Source organism: Microbacterium sp. PMB16 (assembly GCF_051294855.1).
GTDB lineage: Bacteria > Actinomycetota > Actinomycetes > Actinomycetales > Microbacteriaceae > Microbacterium.
Window position 1 is genome coordinate 3,203,368 of record NZ_CP145908.1, and the last position, 20,092, is coordinate 3,223,459.

The following is a 20,092-nucleotide window of genomic DNA, read 5'->3' on the forward strand; positions in this document are numbered from 1 at the left end:
CAGCGCGGTCGTTCAGCCGTGACTGATCGTCGGCACGTGCGGGTCGTTCTGATGGCGCAGCCACAGTGTCGAGAGCGCAGGAAGCGTCACGGTGGCCGTCGCCTCACCGCCGTTCTCGGCGTGGGCGATGACCATGCCGAGGTTCCCTGAACCGCGACCGCCGTAGTCGGCGGCGTCGGTGTTCAGGATCTCCTCCCACACGCCCTCGCGGGGGAGGACGAGGCGATGCGCGGTGCGCTCGACACCGGCGAAGTTGCTGATCACGACCAGCCGGCCGCCGTGGGCGTCCCTCCGCTCGAACGCGATCACCGTGGGCTCCCACGTCGGGGCTCCCAGTCGAGAGAAGGATGAGCCGTCGTTGTCGCGCTCCCAGAGCGGAGCCTGGGCCCGATACGTGTGATTGAGCGCACCGACGAAGCCCTGCAATTGCGCGTGGGAGGGCTGATCGAGCAGCCACCAATCCAGCTCGCGCCCCTCGGACCACTCCGCGAGTTGACCGAACTCCTGCCCCATGAAGAGGAGTTTCTTGCCCGGGTGCCCCCACATGTACGCGAGGTAGGCCCGCACGTTGGCGAGCTTGTGCCAGTGATCTCCCGGCATCTTCGCCAGGAGGCTGCCCTTGCCGTGCACGACCTCGTCGTGGCTGATCGGCAGCAGGTAGTTCTCGCCGAACGCGTAGACGAACGAGAAGGTCATCTCGCCCTCGTGGTGCGAGCGGTACATCGGGTCGCGCTCGATGTACTGGAGCGAGTCGTTCATCCAGCCCATGTTCCATTTGAACCCGAAGCCGAGCCCCGCGTGATCGGTCGGAGCGGTCACGCCGGGGAAACTCGTGGACTCCTCGGCGATCATGAGGATGCCGGGGTGGAGGCGATACGACGTCGCGTTGACCTCCTGGAGGAAACGGATCGCCTCGAGGTTCTCCCGGCCGCCGTGGATGTTCGGCTCCCATTCGCCCTCGTTGCGCGAGTAGTCCAGGTAGAGCATCGACGCGACGGCGTCCACTCGCAGCCCGTCGACGTGGAACTCCTCGAACCAGTACAGGGCGTTCGCGACGAGGAAGCCGCGCACCTCGGGCCGGCCGTAGTCGAAGATCAGCGTGCCCCAGTCCTGGTGCTCGCCGCGGCGCGGGTCCGGGTGCTCGTAGAGCGGCTGGCCGTCGAAGCGGGCCAGTGCGAAGGCGTCTTTCGGGAAGTGGCCGGGGACCCAGTCCATGATCACTCCGATGCCCGCCTGGTGCAGGCGATCGATCAGATACCGGAGGTCGTCGGGGCTGCCGAACCGACTCGTCGGCGCGTAGTAGCCGCTGACCTGGTATCCCCAGGAGCCGCCGAAGGGGTGCTCGGCGAGCGGCATGAACTCGACGTGCGTGAACCCGGCATCCGTGACGTGCTGGATGAGGGGGTCGGCGATGTCGCGGTATCCCCGTCCGCTGCGCCATGACCCGAGGTGGATCTCGTAGATGGAGAGCGGCTGGGCGACGGCATGGGTGGCGGCGCGCCTGGTCATCCAGGCGCCGTCGGTCCAGACGTACGACGACGTCGTGACGACGGATGCCGTGTCCGGCGGCACCTCTGCGGCGAGGGCCATCGGGTCTGCCTTGAGGATCCAGCCGCCGTCGCGCGTGCGGATCTGGTACTTGTACTTGGTTCCCGCCGACAGATCTGGGATGAAGAGCTCCCAGATGCCGCTCACGCCCATCGAGCGCATCGCGTGTGTCTCGCCGTTCCAGCCGTTGTGGTCGCCGACCACGCGCACCGCGGCGGCGTTCGGCGCCCAGACGGCGAAGGAGACACCGCGTTCGCCGTCGAGGGTGCGAGGATGAGCCCCCAGCGCCTGCCAGAGGCGCTCGTGTCGCCCTTCCGCGATCAGATGCAGGTCGACGTCGCCGAGGCCGGGAGCGTGACGGTAGGGGTCGCCTGCGATGGATTCGTCGTCGTCGCCGTACGCCGTAGCGACGCGGTAGGGGAGAGGAGGGCCGGCGTGCTGCGCCTCCCAGATGCCGTGGGCGACGTGGGCGAGGGGAAGCCGGCTGCCGTCGTCGAAGACCGCTTCCACGGTGCCTGCGAGCGGGCGCCGCACCCGGATGACCGTCACTGTGCGGTCAGCGGCATCCTTGAGGGGATGCGCGCCGAGAACGGAGTGCGGATCGTGGTGCTCGGCGGCGGCGACCGCCTCCCAGTCCGCGGATGCCGTGACGTCTTCGACGTAGCTCATGACCGGTCCCTCACCTTCAGGATGTGCACGGGCTCGGCGAAGGCGTCGAGCCGTACGTAGTTGTGCTCGTTCCACGTCCACACCGCACCGGTGAGGAGGTCCTCGACCTCGAAGGCGTCTCCGAGCGGCACCCCCCATCGCGTGGTGTCGAGATGCACCGTCGTCTCGCGCACCGAATGCGGATCGACGTTGGCGACGACGATGATCGTGTCGGGCTTCCCCGTGCCGGTGAACGCGGCGTCGAGATGCTTGCTGTAGACGAGCACCGAGTCGTCATCGCTCCAGTGCGTCGCGAAGTTGCGCAGCTGGCGGAGCGCGGGGTGGGCGTTGCGGATCTCGTTCAGGCGACGCAGCAGCGGTGCGAGCGACTCGCCCCGCTCTTCCGTGCCTGCCCAATCCCGGAACTTGTACTCGTACTTCTCGTTGTCGATGTTCTCTTCGGACCCCGGCCTGGCGACGTTCTCGAAGAGCTCGTACCCGGCGTACACGCCGTAGACCGGCGCGGCCGTCGCCGCGATGCAGGCGCGGATGCGGTACGCCGCCCGACCTCCGAACTGCAGGTATTCGGTGAGGATGTCGTGCGTGTTCACGAAGAGGTTCGGCCGCATGTAGTCGCTCGTCTCCTGCGACACGGAGGTGAGGAACTCCTCGAGCTCCGCTTTCGTGTTGCGCCAGGTGAAGTAGCTGTAGCTCTGCTGGAATCCCACGGCGGCGAGGGCACGCATGACCGCCGGTCGAGTGAACGCCTCGGCGAGGAAGAGGACATCGGGGTCTTCGGCGTTCACGGTGCCGATGAGCCATTCCCAGAACTGCAGCGGCTTGGTGTGCGGATTGTCGACGCGGAAGATCTTCACGCCCTGCGCCACCCAGTGACGGACGATCCGCAGCATCTCGGCGTAGATGCCCGCCGGGTCGTTGTCGAAGTTCAGAGGATAGATGTCCTGGTACTTCTTCGGCGGATTCTCCGCATACGCGATGGTGCCATCGGGAAGCGTGGTGAACCACTCGGGATGCTCGGCGACCCAGGGGTGGTCGGGCGAGGCCTGCAGGGCGAGATCGAGGGCGACCTCCAGCCCTTCCTTCCGGGCGGCACGGACGAAGGCGCGGAAGTCCTGTGCGGTGCCCAGCTCCGGGTGGATGGCGTCATGGCCTCCCTCGGCGGCACCGATCGCGTAGGGCGAGCCCGGGTCGCCTTCCTCGGTGACGAGCGTGTTGTTGCGCCCCTTGCGATTGGTCGTACCGATCGGGTGGATCGGGACCAGGTACAGGACGTCGAAGCCCATCTGCGCCACGCCCGGCAGTCGCTTCGCCGCCGTGCGGAACGTGCCGCTCTTCACGGTGCCGTCCTTGAGGCGCTTCGCTCCCTCCGATCGGGGGAAGAACTCGTACCAGGCGCCGACGCCCGCCGCGACCCGGTCCACCAGCAGTGTCTGCGGCTCCGCCGTCGAGCGGAGTGTCGTGAGGGGCCGCTCGGCGAAGATACGGCCGAGCGCGGCATCCGTCGAGAGGGCGATGGTGAGTTCCGGATCGCCGCTCGCGAGCGAGGCGGCATCCGCCTGGAGTCGTTTCCGCTGGGCGGCCGGCCGATCCTTCTCGGCCGCCGCGCGTGAGAGCAGCTCGGCCCCCAGTGCGGCCATGACCGGCACGTCGACGCCGGCCGCCACCTTCAATTCGGCCGCATGCGCCCACGTGGCGAAATCGTCGGAGAAGGCTTCGAACCGGTAGGTCCAGTGCCCCTGCTGATCGAGCGCGATCTCGGTGGACCAGGTGTCGGTGCCGTCGTCCCGGGGGGAGAGGCGATGCAGGGTGATCTCGCCGTCGGGCCCGGTGAGACGCACGTGCACGCCGATGATGTCGTGGCCCTCGCGGAACGCGGTCACACGGAACGGGACCACTTCGCCGACGAACGCCTTGGCCGGGAACCCGCCGGGAACCGACGGCGAGCCGTTCAGCAGAGGGATTCTCGCCGTGCTCGTATCGCCGACGACCGTTTCCGCACCCCACGGGCGCGTCGGGATCTGAGCGGGGCTCCGAAGAGCCGAGGACCGAATACCACCACGTGCAGCCACCCCCTCAACGTACCGTCCAGAGGAAGACGCCGGAAGCGATCAGACGGGTGCGTCGGAGACGGATGTCATTCGATGCGGAACAACCTCATCGATGTGCCCGCGATCGGCAGCACGTCGCCGGGGGAGAACTCCTCGAAGTGGTCGGACGGGCGCTCCTCGGCGCTCGACCAGAGCGAGACGAACCGTGTGGCGCCCTCGATCTCTTCGGGCAGACGCACGTCGATCGGCGACTCGGTTCCGTGCACGATCAGGAGGATCCGGTTCGCGTCCTCCTGGTCGGGCGTGGACGCGGCCACGTACTGGAGCGTGCGGTTCCCGGGATCCGCCCACTGGTCGCTCTCCATCGTCTCGCCGTTCTGGTCGAACCAGTCCATGACGGAGGCATTCGGGATGTGCTCGCCGAGACGGGCGTAGCGACTCGGACGGAGGGCCGGGTTGGCGTTGCGGAGGCTGATCAGCCGGGTCACGTGCGAGCGCAGGTCCTCCTGCCACGGTTCGAACTCCCACCCGAGCCAGGTCATCGCGGAATCCTGTGCGTAGGCGTTGTTGTTGCCCCGCTGGGTGCGCCCGACCTCGTCGCCGGCGGTGAGCATGGGGATGCCGGCCGAGAGCAGCAGAGTCCCGAGCAGGTTGCGCATCGCCTTGCGTCGCGACTTCAGGATGCTCGGATCGTCGGTGGGGCCTTCGACACCGTGGTTGAAGGCGCGGTTCATGTCGGCGCCGTCCCGGTTGTGCTCGCCGTTCGCCTCGTTGTGCTTGACGTCGTAGGAGACGAGGTCGTGCAGGGTGAATCCGTCGTGGGCGGTGACGAAGTTCACGCTCGCGAGCGGACCGCGCGCCTCACCGAAGGTGTTCGACGATCCGGCGAGTCGCGTCGCGAAGCCGCCGATCCCGACCGGGGCGGAGGCCCGCCGCGCGTAGTCGATGTCGCTCAACCAGAAGTTGCGGACGCGATCGCGATACCGGTCGTTCCATTCGTGCCATCCGGGTGGGAAGTTGCCGGTCTGCCAGCCGCCGAGCCCGACATCCCACGGCTCGGCGATGAGCTTGGTGTCGGCGAGCACGGGATCGTTCGCGATGGCGGTGAGGAGCGGATGCTCCGGCGTGTACGTGTGGGCGCCGTCACGGGCGATTGCGGCGGCGAGATCGAAGCGGAACCCGTCGATCTGCATCTCCTGAGCCCAGTAGCGGAGCGAGTCGAGGACCAGCCGCGCGCCGGCATCCACCGAGGTGTTCAGGGTGTTGCCGCACCCCGTCGTGTCGATGTACACGCCGGCGTCATCCTGCCGGTAGTAGCTCGCATTGTCGATACCGCGCAGGCTCGAGCGCGGGCCGCCGATGCCCTCTTCCGAGGTGTGGTTGTACACGACATCGAGGATGACCTCCAGGCCGGCCTCGTGCAGCAGCCGGACCATGCCCTTGAACTCGGCGAGCACGGCCTCGGGCCCCTCTTTCCGAGCATCCTCGGTCGCATAGGCGGTGTGCGGGGTGAAGAAGTTGAGGGTGTTGTAGCCCCAGTAGTTCGTGAGTCCGCGTTCGAGTAGGCGGGGCTCGGGAACGAAGGCATGCACCGGGAGCAGTTCGACCGACGTGATCCCGAGCGAGTGGAAGTACTCGATCATCGCGGGGTGCGCGAGGCCGGCATAGGTGCCGTGGAGCGCCGGTGGGACGTTCGGGTGACGTTTGGTGAGTCCCTTGAGGTGGCCTTCGTAGATCACTGTGCGGTCGAGCGGCACGCGAGGCTTGCGGGAATCGCCCCAGTCGAATCCGTCGACGATGACCACCGAGCGCCACTCCTCATATCCGTCGCCCTGCGCGAGGCCGCGAGCGTAAGGGTCGAGCAGCATGCTCTCGGGGTTGTAGGTGTTCCCCGGACCGTGCGGGCCACCGACGCGTATCGCGTATCGGACGCCGGGCTGCAGCAGCGGTGTGGTGATCTCCCAGATGCCACCCGCGCGTCGCTCGAGGGGAGCCTCGTCGGTCGCCCAGTCGAGGTCGGTGGCGTCGAACACGACGAGCTCCACGGAGGACGCGTTGCGTGACCACACGCGCAGGGTTCCGACGCCGTCATGCAGACGGACGCCGAGGTTGTCGAGGGCTGGACCGCCGGGCGCGGTGAAGTCTCGGGACTCGGGCATGAGTACACACTAGGGGGATGTGACCGAGTCCCCTGTCACCGAGCACTCGGTGCCAGGCGCTCGGCGCCCGCCAGGGATGGTTTCGGGGGAGAATCGAGGGATGCGGCACTACCTGGACCACGCGGCGACCACGCCTCTGCGGGCGGAGGCGCGCGATGCCTGGCTCGCCGCCTCGGAGACGATCGGCAACGCGTCGTCGACCCATGGCGCGGGCCAGGACGCGCGCCGGCTGCTCGAGGAGTCGCGCGAACGCGCAGCATCCGTTCTGGATGCCGATCCGATCGAGATCGTCTTCACTTCCGGGGGCACGGAATCGATCAACCTCGCTCTGCAGGGGATGTGGCGCGCGCGTGTGGCCGGCACCGATGCCGTGGTGATGCCGGATGCCGAGCATCACGCCACCATGGACACCATCGCGGCGCTCATCGAGGAAGGGGCGGTGCTGCGCGCGGTGCCCGTGACCTCCGTCGCTCGGATCGATACCGAAGCGTTCTCCGAACGTCTTCCCGGGGCGGCCCTCGCCACCGCACTGTTCGCGAACAACGAGTCGGGGACGATCAACGACGTCGGAGCGCTGGCCTCGGCGGCGGCGCTCGCCAGTGTGCCGCTGCATGTGGATGCGGTCGCGGCCCTGGGCCACGTGCCCGTTTCTTTCCGTGGCCTGCGCGCCGATGTGGCACCCGGAGTCGGTCTCGTCGCACTGAGCGTCGCCGGCCACAAGATCGGAGCGCCCGTCGGGATCGGCGCGCTCGTCGTCGCTCGGACAGCCCGGCTGACCGCATTGCTGCGGGGCGGTGCGCAGCAGCGGGGGCTCCGCGCAGGTACGCAGGACATCGCCGGTGCCGCCGCCTTCGCCGTGGCGCTGGAGCTCGCCGAAGCGGAACGGGCGAGCGAGGCGGTGCGCCTGGCGGGGTTGCGGGATCGGCTGGTCTCCGGCATCCGATCCGCCGTTCCGACAGCCGAGCTCCTCGGTGATCCGGACCGTCGACTGCCGGGGAACGCGCATCTGCTGTTCCCCGGTGCGGTGGGAGAGAGCCTTCTGTTCCTCCTCGACGTCGCCGGAGTCGCCGCGTCCACCGGATCCGCGTGCCAGGCGGGAGTCGCAGAACCGTCGCATGTCGTCATGGCGATGGGACGCAGTGAGAGGGATGCGCGGAGCGTGTTGCGCTTCTCGCTCGGCCGCACCTCGACGGGTGCCGATGTCGACGCGGTCATCGCGGCGATCGCCGATGCGACGGCACGGGCATCCGGGTCCGGTCCAGGCGCGCGCTCGTAGACTGGTCTCATGCGGATACTTGCGGCGATGAGTGGGGGAGTGGACTCCGCCGTCGCGGCTGCGCGCGCGGTGGAGGCGGGCCACGACGTGGTCGGTGTGCATCTCGCCCTTTCCCGAGCAGGCGGAACCCTCCGGACCGGCAGTCGCGGATGCTGCACGATCGAGGACGCGCTCGACGCGCGTCGCGCCGCGGATCTGCTCGGCATCCCCTTCTACGTGTGGGACTTCTCCGAGCGCTTCCGCGACGATGTGATCGGCGACTTCATCGCGGAGTACCAGGCCGGTCGCACCCCGAACCCCTGCATGCGCTGCAACGAGAAGATCAAGTTCGCAGCTCTCCTCGAGCGGGCGATCGAGCTCGGTTTCGACGCGGTCTGCACCGGTCACTACGCGACTCTCGTCGAGGGCGAACAGGGACTCGAGCTGCACCGCGCGGCGGACAACGCCAAGGATCAGTCCTACGTGCTGGGAGTGCTCACGACCGAGCAGCTGGCCCACACCTACTTCCCCCTCGGCACGACCCCGTCGAAGGCGGTCGTGCGCGCCGAGGCGGCGGCGCGCGGCCTGACCGTGGCGCAGAAGCCCGACAGTCACGACATCTGCTTCATCCCCGACGGCGACACGCGCGGCTGGCTCGCGGAGAAGGTCGGCACCGAGACGGGCGAGATCGTCGACCGCACCGGCGCGGTGGTGGGGTCGCACGAGGGAGCGCACAGCTTCACCGTCGGTCAGCGCCGTGGGCTGAAGCTCGGCGTGCCGGCGGCAGACGGGAAGCCCCGGTTCGTCCTCGAGGTGCGACCGGTGTCGAACACCGTGGTCGTCGGTCCGAAGGAGGCGCTCGCGATCGCGGAGATCGCGGGGGAGCGGTTCAGTTGGGCGGGAGCGGGCCCCGCCGACTCCTCCTTCGACTGTCACGTGCAGATCCGCGCGCACTCCGAGCCCGTTCCTGCGACGGCATCCGTGTCGGATGAGGGGGTGCGGGTCGTGCCGGTGGAGCCGCTCGACGGTGTCGCACCCGGCCAGACCGCCGTGCTCTACGTCGGCACCAGGGTGCTGGGGCAGTTCACGATCGACACGACGGTGTCGGCCGTTCCCGTCGGCGCATAGCCTCGATGGATGTCGGCGGCCGCTCGTAGAATGGCGGGGTGCCGGAGAACATCTCACTGGAAGACGCCCGAACCGAAGCCGACGAGCTGACCACGCGCATCCTCGATGCGAAGGACGCCTATTACGGCCGAGACACGTCGGTCGTCGACGACTTCACCTACGACGGATGGATGCATCGCCTCGAAGAACTCGAGCGGCTGCACCCCGAGCTCCAGGGGCAGGACTCGCCCACGCAGATGGTCGGCGCCGCTGAGGCCACCGGGCTCGCGACCATCGAGCACGCCGATCGCATGCTGAGCCTCGACAACGTGTTCTCGCTCGACGAGCTGAGGGAGTGGGCAGCGAAGACGCGGGCCTCCTCAGGGCGCCGGGTCGACTGGCTCACCGAGCTCAAGATCGACGGCCTCGCGATCAACCTGCGCTACGAGAACGGCGTGCTCACCTCGGCTGCCACCCGCGGCGATGGGCGTGTGGGCGAGATCGTCACCGAAAATGCGTTGCGACTGGCCGAGATCCCGCAGCGCCTTAGCGGGGAGGGGCATCCTCCGATCGTCGAGGTGCGCGGCGAGGTGTTCATCCCCGTCGCCGCCTTCGAGCGCCTCAACGCCGCTCAGGCGGCGTTCCGCGACCGTGCCTACGCCGACGCACTGACCCGCTGGGAGGCACGCGGCGGGGCGAAGAAGCCGTTCGACGAGGAGAAGGCCCGCACGGCTGCCGCCCGGCGGTTCCCGTCGTTCGCGAACCCGCGGAATGCGGCGAGTGGCGGACTCCGCCAACAGATCGACAAGAAGGACGGGCTCGAACTCGAAGCGGGGCTGCTGCGCATCGAATCCCTCGCCCTCTACGTGCACGGTGTCGGCGCCTGGGCCGATCCGCCGGTGGCCGCGCAGAGCGAGGTGTACGACCTGCTCGCCGAGTGGGGGCTGCCGACGAGCCCGCACACGAAGGTGTGCCGCACGATCGACGATGTGGCGGCCTTCGTCGCGTACTTCGGCGAACACCGACACGACATCGAGCACGAGCTCGACGGCATCGTCGTCAAGGTCGATGAGCTCGATCTGCACGACGAGCTCGGTGCGACGAGCAGAGCACCTCGGTGGGCGATCGCCTACAAGTACCCGCCCGAGGAGGTGCAGACGAAGCTGCTCGACATCGTCGTGTCGGTCGGACGCACCGGCCGCGCCACGCCGTTCGCCGTCATGGCACCGGCGCAGGTCGCGGGCTCGGTCGTGCGGCAGGCGACGCTGCACAACAAAGACGTGGTGAAGGCCAAGGGTGTGCTCATCGGCGACACGGTGGTGCTGCGCAAGGCGGGAGACGTCATCCCCGAGGTTCTCGGCCCGGTGGTCGAGAAGCGCGACGGGAGCGAGCGGGAGTTCGTGATGCCGACGGACTGCCCCGAGTGCGGCACGCCGCTGCGCGCGATGAAGGAGGGAGACATCGACCTCCGCTGCCCGAACGCACGCTCATGCCCTGCTCAGGTGCGAGGGCGGGTCGAGCACATCGGATCTCGGGGTGCCCTCGACGTCGAAGCTCTGGGCGAGGTCACGGCCGCCGCGCTGACCCAGCCGACATCGCCGTCCGTCCCGCCGTTGGAGACCGAAGCCGGGCTGTTCGCCCTGACGCTCGAGCAGCTCGTCCCGATCGAGCTCTTCGTGCGCGACTCCGAGACCGGGCTGCCGAAGGAAGACGAGGACGGACTCGTCAAGACCCGGGCGCCGTTCCGGCGCAATCCCACCGCGACCGAGAAGAAGGCGGGTGCCGAAGGACCGCAGCCGTCCTCGCAGGCCCTGACGCTGCTCGCCGAGCTGGAGAAGGCGAAGACGAAGGATCTGTGGCGCCTGCTGGTGTCGTTGAACGTCCGTCACGTCGGTCCGTCGGCGGCTCGCGCCCTCGCGCAGTGGTTCGGCTCGCTCGACGCGATCCGGGCTGCTTCTCGTGACGAACTCGCGGCCGTCGAAGGCGTGGGGGGGATCATCGCAGACTCCCTGCTCGCCTGGTTCGAGATCGACTGGCACCAGGAGATCCTTCGACGCTGGACCGAAGCAGGGGTGCAGTGGACGACGCCCGGTCATCCGGGGCCGGGAGGGGCCGTCGCCGCCGGCGGTGTGCTCGAAGGCGTGACCGTGGTCGCGACGGGATCGCTCGACGGCTATTCGCGCGACGGCGCTCAGGAGGCGATCATCCAGGCGGGTGGCAAGGCCGCGTCGAGCGTGTCGAAGAAGACCGACTTCGTGGCGGCCGGCCCCGGAGCCGGATCCAAGCTCGGGAAGGCGGAAGAGCTCGGCATCCGCATCCTGGATGCGGCGCAGTTCCACATCCTCGTCACCGAGGGTCCCGGTGCACTGGATCGAGCGAGCGACGACGCGTGAAGCGCTACGGACCGCTGATCGCCGTTCCGGGTGCGCTGGCCGTCGGTGATCCGGGAAGGAACCACCTGCGATTGACCCCGGACGCGGTGATCCTCCGGGATGGCGTGGAGAGCCGGGGCCTGCTGGCCTGGACGAGTGTCGAGAGCATCGTCGTCGATGTGCCGACGACGAAGTTCCGGCTACCCGGCCTCGTAGGCACGATCGTGCTCGGTGCATTGACCGCAGTGGCCCTGTCCGATCTCGGCGTCGATCCGGACGACGGCTCGGTGACGCTCACCGCAGACGGTCATCCGACGACGATGCCGCTGAGTCGCCACCATGTCGGCGGCTACTGGGAGCCGACCGTCGCGGGAGCCCATCGCCTGCTGGCGCATCTGATCGCGCATCCGGAGCAGCGGGCTCTGCTCGCACATCCTGAGCCGCTGATCGACGTCGCCGCGCAACTCGCGCGCGAATCGGTGTAGCGAGCCTGCCTCCCGCCGACGCACACGCGCAGAACGACGCGAACCTCGCAGAGATCTCACCGGATCTCTGCGAGGTTCGCGTCGTTCTGCGACGGTTCTGTGTCAGCTCTTGTGCCGCGGCTTGCGGAACGGCTTCTCATCGCGATCGCTGCGGGCCGGACGCTCGTCGCGATCACGGCGCTCGTACCGGGGTCCGCCGTCGCGGGAATCCTCGCGAGGGCCCCGGTCGCGGCGGCCTGCCGGGCCGCGGTCGGGCTTGATCTCGATCAGACGACCCGAGATCCGAGTATCCCGCAGCTTCTCGAGCACAGCGGGGCTGAGGTTCGCCGGCAGTTCGACAGTCGAGAAGTCAGGGCGGATGTTGATCACACCGAAGTCGTCACGGCCGAGACCGCCTTCGTTCGCCAGTGCACCCACGATCTGACGCGGCTCGACCCGGTGCCGGCGGCCGACCTCGATGCGGTACGCGGTGTAGTCGCCGCGACCTCGACGCTCGGTGCGGGGCTCGCGCGTGTCGCGACCGGCACGTTCCTTCTGCGGGCGGTTGTCGGCTTCCACAGCCCTCGTCAGCGGGTCGTTCGCCGGGTCGAGGAGCAGGGGCTTGTCGCCCTGCGCGACCACGGCCAGTGCGGCGGCGACGTCGCCCTCGGGGACGTCGTGGTGGCGGACGTAGTGCGCGACGATGTCGCGGAAGGCCTCGATGCGACCAGTCTCGGAGAGCGCAGTCGTGATCGCGTCGTCGAAGCGGTTCAGGCGGGTCGTGTTCACATCTTCCGTGCTCGGCAGCTGCATCTGAGCCGGCTGCTGACGCGTGGCCTTCTCGATGTGCTTGAGCAGGTAGCGCTCGCGCGGAGTGATGAAGCTGATCGCGTCACCCGTACGACCGGCGCGTCCGGTGCGGCCGATGCGGTGCACGTAGGACTCGGTGTCGGTGGGGATGTCGAAGTTGATGACGTGGCTGATGCGCTCCACGTCGAGTCCGCGGGCCGCGACGTCGGTGGCCACGAGGATGTCGAGCTTGCCGTCCTTCAGCTGGTTCACGCTGCGTTCGCGCTGCACCTGGGCGACATCGCCGTTGATCGCGGTGGCGGAGTACCCGCGCGCCCGCAACTTCTCGGCGAGCGTCTCCGTCTCGTTCTTCGTGCGGACGAAGACGATCATGCCGTCGAAGTTCTCGACCTCGAGGATGCGCGTGAGAGCGTCGACCTTCTGCGCGTACGACACCACGAGGTAGCGCTGCGTGATGTTCGTGCCGGTGGCGGTCTTCGACTTGATGCTGATCTCTTCGGGCTCGCGCAGGTACTTCTGCGCGAGGCGGCGGATCTGCGGGGGCATGGTCGCCGAGAACAGGGCCACCTGCTTCTCCGACGGCGTCTGCGCGAGGATCTGCTCGACATCTTCTGCGAAGCCCATCTTCAGCATCTCGTCGGCCTCGTCGAGCACCAGGTACTTCAGCTCGGACAGGTCGAGCGTGCCCTTGGCGAGGTGGTCCATGATTCGACCGGGTGTTCCGACGATCACGTGCACGCCGCGGCGGAGCGCGGAGAGCTGCACGCCATAGCCCTGGCCGCCGTAGACGGGCAGCACGTGGACGCCCTTCATCTTGGACGCGTACGACTCGAACGCCTCGCAGACCTGCAGGGCGAGCTCGCGCGTCGGCGCTAGCACGAGGGCCTGCGGGATCTTCTGCGACACGTCGAGACGCTCCAGCACGGGAAGCGCGAACGCCGCAGTCTTTCCCGTTCCGGTCTGGGCCTGTCCGACCACGTCGCGGCCCGACAGGAGGGTCGGGATGGTCGCGGCCTGGATGGGGGAAGGCGTCTCGTATCCGAGATCCTTGATGGCTTTGAGGACGGGCCCGGTGATGCCGAGTTCCTCGAATCCGGGGGTCGCGGGGGAGTCCTCGGGGGCGTCGGTCAGCACTGCATCTTCAGGAGTCACTTCCCAAGGGTAGCGCCCCGGCGGTGTTCGTCGCCTGTGAGGGCGTCCTCAGCTGCCGGTCGTCAGTGCAACGAGCCGTTCTCTGACCTGGCGGCGGAGAACTTTGCCGATCAGCGACTTGGGCAACTCGTCGACCACGAAGATGCGGCGCGGGACCTTGTAGGGGGTCAGGATGCTGCGCGCGAACTCGCGGATCGCCTCGACGTCGACGTCGGTGGCGCTGTCGACGACGATCGCGGCGACGACCTCCTCACCCGAGTGCTCGCTCGCGAGGCCCACGACCGCGGCATCCGCCACCTGGGGATGCTGACGCAGCGCGTTCTCGACCTCGGTCGGCGCGACGTTGAATCCGCCCGTGATGATCAGCTCCTTGATGCGGTCGACGATGCGGATGAAACCGGCGTCATCGATCGTGACGATGTCGCCGGTGCGGAACCAGCCGTCGGCGAAGACCTCTTCGGTCTCCTCCGGCTTTCCGTAGTAGCCGGAGAACACCTGCGGGCCGCGCACGACCAATTCACCCGGTGATCCCTCCGGCACGTCCTGGGTCGGATTCTCCGGGTCGACGACTCGGCACTCCGTGCCGGGCAGCGGGAGGCCGACGGTCCCGGGTACCCGATGGGTGGCGACGGGGTTGGCCATCAGGACGGGGGAGCATTCGCTGAGCCCGTATCCCTCGACGAGGAAGCCGTGCGTGGCCTCCTCGAACGGGACGACGAGCTCGTGCGGCAGTGCCATCGCCCCGGAGATCGCGACTTCGATCCCGTCGAGAGAGACGCCCTTCGCCTGCGCCGCCGCGAGCAGCCGGTCGGCGATCGGCGGCACGAGCGGCAGGAATGTGGCCGGGTGCTTCTTCACGACGTCGAGCACCAGGTCGGGATCGAACTTCGGGAACAGCACGAGTCGCGCGCCCATCGACATCGCGAAGGTGAGGCAGAGCGTGAGGCCGTATGCGTGGAACATCGGCAGCACCGCGTAGACGACGCAGCCCTCGCCGCGCTGGATCGACGGGACCCATGCTCGGGCCTGGGCTGCGTTGGCGAGCAGGTTGCGGTGGGTGAGCGAGGCGCCCTTGGGCGTACCCGTGGTGCCGGACGTGTACTGGATGATCGCGAGGTCGTCGGTGGACGGCTTCGGATGCGAGGAAGGGAGAGGCGTGGAGCCCACGAGGGCGTCCCAGGGCACCGTGCCGCGCACCTTCTCGGTGAGCGCCGCGCGGGACTCGCGTGCTTTGGCGACGGGCAATCGCAGCGCGACGCGGGTGAGGAACGGCATGGCCCGCGTCACGTCGACCGAGATGAGGTTCGTGACAGCGAGGTCGGCCGGGAACTGCTGCACCGTGCCCACGACCTTGTTCCACACGATCGCGTGCTTCGCGCCGTGGTCCTCGAACTGCTTGCGGAGCTCGCGCGGTGTGTAGAGCGGGTTGTGCTCCACGACGACGCCGCCGAGTCGGAGGACCGCGTAGAACGCCACGATGTGCTGCGGGCAGTTGGGCAGCACGATGGCGACGGGATCTCCGGCACGTACACCGAGGTCGCGGAGGCCGGCGGCGGCACGATCGATCGCATCCTGCAGCTGCGCGTAGGTCGTCTCCCGGCCGAAGAACTGCAGGGCCGGCGCATCCGGATAGTCCCTGGCAGACGCGGCGACGATGTCGATCAGCGACCCGTCGACCGGAGCGAGGTCTTCCGGGACCCCGGCGGCGTAGCTGGCGACCCATGGGCGAGGAGGCTGGAACTGGCTCACCTGCCCCAGCTTAGGGGCGCGCACGTCGTCTCACATGGGGTGCCCTATGCGGACAACTAGACTGGAACGGTGTCTGAAATCACCCCTGAACTCGTACGCCATCTCGGCGTGCTCGCGCGCATCCAGCTGAACGACGACGAGGTGACGCGGCTCACGGGCCAGCTCGACGCCATCGTCGACAACATCGCGAAGGTGTCGGAGGTCGCGACCGCCGACATCGTCGCGACGAGTCACCCGATCCCGCTGAGCAACGTCTTCCGTCCTGACGAGGTGGGGGAGACCCTCACCCACGAGCAGGTGCTGCAGAATGCTCCGGATGCGGCCGACGGCCGCTTCCGCGTCACCGCGATCCTGGGAGAAGAGCAGTGAGCGACATCATCCGCCTGACCGCCGCGGAGCTCGCCGACAAGCTGACCTCGCGCGAGATCTCCAGCGTCGAGGCCACGCAGGCGCACCTCGACCGGATCGCCGCCGTCGACGGCGACGTGCACGCCTTCCTGCATGTGAACGAGCGCGCGCTCGAGGCCGCAGCAGCCGTCGACGCGCAGCGCGCTGCCGGTGAACAGCTCGGTCCGATCGCGGGCGTGCCGCTGGCCATCAAGGACGTCCTGGTCACGAACGACCAGCCCACCACCAGCGGATCACGCATCCTCGAGGGCTACCGGTCCCCGTATGACGCCACGGTCGTCGCGCGTTCGCGTGCCGCGGGTCTCATCCCGCTCGGCAAGACCAACATGGACGAGTTCGCGATGGGCTCGTCGACCGAGCACTCCGCCTACGGTCCGACCCGCAACCCGTGGGATCTGGACCGGATCCCGGGCGGTTCCGGCGGCGGATCGGCCGCGGCGGTCGCCGCTTTCGAAGCACCGCTCGCCCTCGGCTCCGACACGGGTGGCTCCATCCGTCAGCCCGCACACGTCACCGGCACCGTCGGTGTGAAGCCTACCTACGGCGGCGTGAGCCGCTATGGCGCGATCGCGCTCGCGTCGAGCCTCGACCAGGTCGGACCGGTCACCCGGACCGTCCTCGACGCGGGGCTCCTGCACGACGTGATCGGCGGGCACGACCCGAAGGACTCCACGTCGCTGCGCGACGCCTGGCCGTCGTTCGCGGATGCTGCGCGTGAGGGCGCCCGCGGTGACGTGCTCAAGGGCCTCAAGGTCGGCGTGATCCGGGAGCTTCCCGACAGCGGCTTCCAGCCCGGTGTCGCGGCGTCCTTCCGCAGCGCTCTCGCGCTGATGGAGGCTCACGGGGCGGAGATCGTCGAGATCGGCGCACCGCACTTCGAGTACGGCGTCGCGGCGTACTACCTGATCCTCCCCGCTGAGGCTTCCAGCAACCTGGCGAAGTTCGACTCCGTCCGTTTCGGGCTCCGGGTCACCCCCGACGGCAACCCCACCGTGGAGGACGTGATGTCCGCCACGCGCGACGCCGGGTTCGGCGACGAGGTCAAGCGCCGCATCATCCTCGGCACCTACGCGCTGTCCGCCGGGTACTACGACGCTTACTACGGCAGCGCGCAGAAAGTCCGCACGCTCATCCAGCAGGACTTCGCGAACGCGTTCGCCGACGTCGACGTCATCGCGACTCCGTCCGCGCCGACGACGGCGTTCAAGATCGGCGAGAAGATCGACGATCCGCTCCAGATGTACCTGAACGACGTCACGACGATCCCGGCCAACCTCGCAGGCGTTCCCGGCATCTCGATCCCCAGCGGTCTTGCCGAGGAGGATGGTCTGCCTGTCGGCATCCAGTTCCTCGCGCCCGCCCGGGAGGATGCCCGACTGTACAAGGTCGGCGCAGCGCTCGAAACCGTGCTGCTCGACTCCTGGGGAGCCCCGCTCCTCTCCCAGGCTCCTCGGTTGCTGAGCGAGCGAAGCGAGACGAAGCACGCAGGAGGAACCCGCTGATGGCCGCCGCCAAGCTCATGGACTTCGACAAGGCGCTCGAACTGTTCGAGCCCGTCCTCGGATTCGAGGTGCACGTCGAGCTCAACACGAACACCAAGATGTTCTCCGACGCGCCGAACCCCGCGAACGAGAAGTACCACGCCGCTGAGCCCAACACGCTCATCGCACCGGTCGATCTCGGGCTGCCCGGCTCGCTGCCGGTCGTCAACGAGACGGCCATCCGCTCTTCGATCAGCCTGGGCCTCGCGCTCGGCTGCTCGATCGCGGAATCGAGCCGGTTCGCTCGGAAGAACTACTTCTACCCGGACCTCGGCAAGAACTACCAGATCTCGCAGTACGACGAGCCGATCGCGTTCGAGGGATCCGTCGAGGTCGAGCTCGAGGACGGCACGGTCGTGACGATCCCGATCGAGCGCGCGCACATGGAGGAGGACGCCGGCAAGCTCACCCACATGGGTGGCGCGACCGGCCGCATCCAGGGCGCCGAGTATTCGCTCGTCGACTACAACCGTGCCGGCGTGCCGCTGGTGGAGATCGTGACGAAGGTGATCACCGGGACAGAGCATCGCGCCCCGGAGGTCGCCAAGGCGTACGTTCAGACGATCCGTGACATCGTCCGCGGACTCGGCATCTCCGAGGCCCGTCTCGAGCGCGGCAACCTGCGCTGCGATGCGAACATCTCGCTCCGTCCGCGCGGCACCGAGAAGCTGGGCACCCGCACCGAAACGAAGAACGTGAACTCCATGCGCTCCGTCGAGCGCGCCGTGAAGTACGAGATCCAGCGACAGGCGCAGATCCTCGCTGACGGCGGCACGATCACGCAGGAGACGCGTCACTGGCACGAGGACACCGGTACCACGTCGCCGGGACGCCCGAAGTCGGATGCCGACGACTACCGGTACTTCCCGGAGCCGGACCTGCTCCCCGTGAAGCCGGCTGCCGCGCTGATCGAGGAGCTGCGTGCCGCTCTGCCCGAGCAGCCGGTCGCCCGCCGTCGTCGCCTGATGACGGAGTGGGGCTTCACCGACCTCGAGTTCCAGGACGTGCGCAACAACGGCGTGCTGTCCGAGGTCGAAGCGACGATTGCAGCTGGCGCGACGCCGGCGACGGCGCGCAAGTGGTGGACCGGCGAGATCTCCCGCCTTGCCAACGTGCAGGAGAAGGATGCCGCCACGCTGATCAGCCCGGAGAACGTGGTCGCCCTTCAGCAGTTGGTCGACGCCGGAACTCTGACGGACAAGCTGGCTCGCCAGGTACTCGAAGGCGTCATCGCCGGGGAGGGGACTCCTCAGGAAGTCGTCGACTCGCGCGGTCTCGCCGTGGTGTCCGACGATGGCGCGCTGATCGCGGCCATCGACGAGGCCTTCGCCGCGCAGCCGGATGTGCTGGCGAAGATCAAGGACGGGAAGGTCCAGGCTGCCGGCGCAGTGATCGGCGCCGTCATGAAGGCGATGAAGGGTCAGGCCGACGCCGCGCGCGTCCGAGAACTCATTCTCGAGCGCGCTGCCCTGTAGCGCGCGCCCCCGGTCCGCCTGTCGGCGGCCCGGGGGAGAATGGTCAGATGGGACACGGTGACGGCAGAGGCCAGGTCACGTCGGCCGACGACGCCGACGACACCGGTACCCGCATCCTCCATGTCGACATGGATGCCTTCTACGCCGCCGTCGAGGTGCTGGACGATCCGAGCCTGCGCGGCTTGCCGCTGATCATCGGCGCGCCAGACGGTCGTTCCGTGGTCTCCAGCGCTTCCTACGAGGCGCGTCGCTACGGTGTGCGCGCGGCGATGCCGGTTTCACAGGCGATGCGGTTGTGCCCGACGGCTCGCATCGTCGTGCCGCACTTCCACCGGTACCAGGCGGTATCCCGGCAGGTCATGGACATCTTCGAGTCGTTCACACCGTTGGTGGAGCCTCTGTCGGTGGACGAGGCCTTCCTCGACGTGCAGGGCGTCCGCCGCCTGTGGGGGAGTCCTGCACGGATCGCGGGGTTGATCCGGGCGCGTGTTCAGAATGAAGTCGGGATCACCTGCAGCGTGGGCGTGGCTGTGACGAAGCACGTGGCGAAGATGGCGTCGACCATCGCGAAGCCTGACGGGATGCTCGTCGTTCCGGCTGCCGAGACGCTCGACTTCCTGGCTCCCCGCTCGGTGCGGGCGATGTGGGGCGTGGGTCCGAAGGCGGCGGAGACTCTCGAGTCTCGCGGCATCCGCACGATCGGAGACATCCGTGAATCGTCACGCGAGATGCTGGAGCGGGCAGTCGGCCCTGCACTCAGCGCACGCCTCGCACAGCTCGCCCGCGGTGAGGACGCGCGCGTGATCGAGACCGAGCGCATCGAGAAGAGCATCGGCCACGAGGAGACCTTCGAGACCGACATCCTCGACCGCGACTTCCTCCGTGCCGAACTCCTGCGGCTGGCGGATCGCGTCGCTGCGCGGTTGCGTCGCGCCGACTGGGAGACCGCGACAGTCGCGATCAAGGTGCGCTTCGATGACTTCCGAACGCTGAGCAGGTCGCAGACGCTGAGCGAGCCGACCGCGGTCGGACAACGGATCGGAGAGGCGGCGCAGACCCTGTTCGAGCAGATCGACCGCCGCGACCCGATCCGGCTGCTCGGCGTGCGCGCGGAGAACCTGCGGCCGGCAGGGGGCGGTGGACTCGGGCTGTGGGACGACGACGAGCACTGGCGCAAGGTCGAAGGCGCGATGGACGAGGCGGTCGCTCGTTTCGGGACGGCGACGATCAGCCGTGCGCGGCACATCGGTCGAGGAGCCGGCCGCGGTGCCGCTCAGCATCCGAAGGCGCACGGCGTGGATTGACCTCACGCCTCTGCTCATCGTCGACTACCGT

Annotated in this window: 13 protein-coding genes; 8 read left to right on the forward strand and 5 right to left on the reverse strand. The window is 68.4% G+C overall.

Going from position 1 to position 20,092, the window contains the following annotated elements; genetic code table 11:
- Positions 1-12: 12 nt before the first annotated feature.
- The 3 genes from glgB to glgX all read right to left on the reverse strand — a co-directional run bounded on the left by glgB (position 13) and on the right by glgX (position 6,424).
- Positions 13-2,217 (reverse strand): 1,4-alpha-glucan branching protein GlgB, encoded by a 2,205-nt coding sequence (gene glgB, locus V5D55_RS15340; RefSeq protein ID WP_435744587.1) that lies wholly within the window; start codon positions 2,215-2,217, stop codon positions 13-15.
- Entirely contained in the window at positions 2,214-4,286 is a 2,073-nt protein-coding gene (locus V5D55_RS15345; protein WP_435744590.1) for an alpha-1,4-glucan--maltose-1-phosphate maltosyltransferase, read from the reverse strand. Before V5D55_RS15345 ends, glgB begins: the two co-directional genes overlap by 4 nt.
- Before the next feature lie 65 nt (positions 4,287-4,351).
- Positions 4,352-6,424 carry a glycogen debranching protein GlgX gene (glgX, locus tag V5D55_RS15350; RefSeq protein ID WP_435744593.1) on the reverse strand — a complete coding sequence of 691 codons (2,073 nt, stop codon included), beginning with the start codon at positions 6,422-6,424 and terminating at the stop codon, positions 4,352-4,354.
- Between the two features lie 100 nt (positions 6,425-6,524).
- Between glgX and V5D55_RS15355 the strand changes: the two genes are divergently transcribed.
- Genes V5D55_RS15355 through V5D55_RS15370 form a run of 4 tightly spaced genes read left to right on the forward strand, consistent with a single transcriptional unit; the run spans position 6,525 to position 11,643 of the window.
- The gene (locus V5D55_RS15355) at positions 6,525-7,700 is read left to right on the forward strand and encodes a cysteine desulfurase family protein (RefSeq protein WP_435744596.1); all 1,176 of its coding nucleotides are present in this window, start codon (positions 6,525-6,527) and stop codon (positions 7,698-7,700) included.
- A 9-nt stretch (positions 7,701-7,709) separates the two neighbouring features.
- The gene (mnmA, locus tag V5D55_RS15360; protein WP_435744597.1) at positions 7,710-8,807 is read left to right on the forward strand and encodes a tRNA 2-thiouridine(34) synthase MnmA; all 1,098 of its coding nucleotides are present in this window, start codon (positions 7,710-7,712) and stop codon (positions 8,805-8,807) included.
- Positions 8,808-8,845: 38 nt separating this feature from the next.
- A complete protein-coding gene (gene ligA / locus V5D55_RS15365; RefSeq protein ID WP_435744599.1) occupies positions 8,846-11,179 on the forward strand; it encodes an NAD-dependent DNA ligase LigA in 2,334 nt (777 codons plus the stop codon).
- The gene (locus V5D55_RS15370; protein ID WP_435744602.1) at positions 11,176-11,643 is read left to right on the forward strand and encodes a hypothetical protein; all 468 of its coding nucleotides are present in this window, start codon (positions 11,176-11,178) and stop codon (positions 11,641-11,643) included. The genes ligA and V5D55_RS15370 overlap by 4 nt, the downstream gene beginning before the upstream one ends.
- 102 nt (positions 11,644-11,745) lie before the next feature.
- Here V5D55_RS15370 and V5D55_RS15375 read toward each other — a convergent pair whose 3' ends face one another.
- Both V5D55_RS15375 and V5D55_RS15380 read right to left on the reverse strand, forming a co-directional pair.
- Positions 11,746-13,584: a DEAD/DEAH box helicase gene (locus V5D55_RS15375; RefSeq protein ID WP_435744605.1), complete on the reverse strand. Its 1,839-nt coding sequence runs from the start codon at positions 13,582-13,584 to the stop codon at positions 11,746-11,748.
- 48 nt (positions 13,585-13,632) lie between these two features.
- Positions 13,633-15,333, reverse strand: coding sequence for a long-chain-fatty-acid--CoA ligase (locus V5D55_RS15380; protein ID WP_435744608.1), 1,701 nt, complete (start codon positions 15,331-15,333; stop codon positions 13,633-13,635).
- A gap of 69 nt (positions 15,334-15,402) precedes the next feature.
- On the opposite strand from V5D55_RS15380, the gene gatC reads away from it, so the two are divergent.
- From gatC to dinB, 4 genes are read left to right on the forward strand one after another with little or no spacing between them, the layout of a single operon-like run.
- Complete coding sequence (gatC, locus tag V5D55_RS15385) at positions 15,403-15,702, forward strand: Asp-tRNA(Asn)/Glu-tRNA(Gln) amidotransferase subunit GatC (protein ID WP_307374235.1); 300 nt, start codon at positions 15,403-15,405, stop codon at positions 15,700-15,702.
- Entirely contained in the window at positions 15,699-17,243 is a 1,545-nt protein-coding gene (gene gatA / locus V5D55_RS15390) for an Asp-tRNA(Asn)/Glu-tRNA(Gln) amidotransferase subunit GatA (protein ID WP_435744611.1), read from the forward strand. The genes gatC and gatA overlap by 4 nt, the downstream gene beginning before the upstream one ends.
- On the forward strand, positions 17,243-18,757 hold the full coding sequence (gene gatB / locus V5D55_RS15395; protein ID WP_435744613.1) for an Asp-tRNA(Asn)/Glu-tRNA(Gln) amidotransferase subunit GatB: 1,515 nt from the start codon (positions 17,243-17,245) through the stop codon (positions 18,755-18,757). The genes gatA and gatB overlap by 1 nt, the downstream gene beginning before the upstream one ends.
- A 47-nt stretch (positions 18,758-18,804) precedes the next feature.
- Entirely contained in the window at positions 18,805-20,061 is a 1,257-nt protein-coding gene (dinB, locus tag V5D55_RS15400; protein ID WP_435744616.1) for a DNA polymerase IV, read from the forward strand.
- The last annotated feature ends 31 nt before the right edge of the window (positions 20,062-20,092 follow it).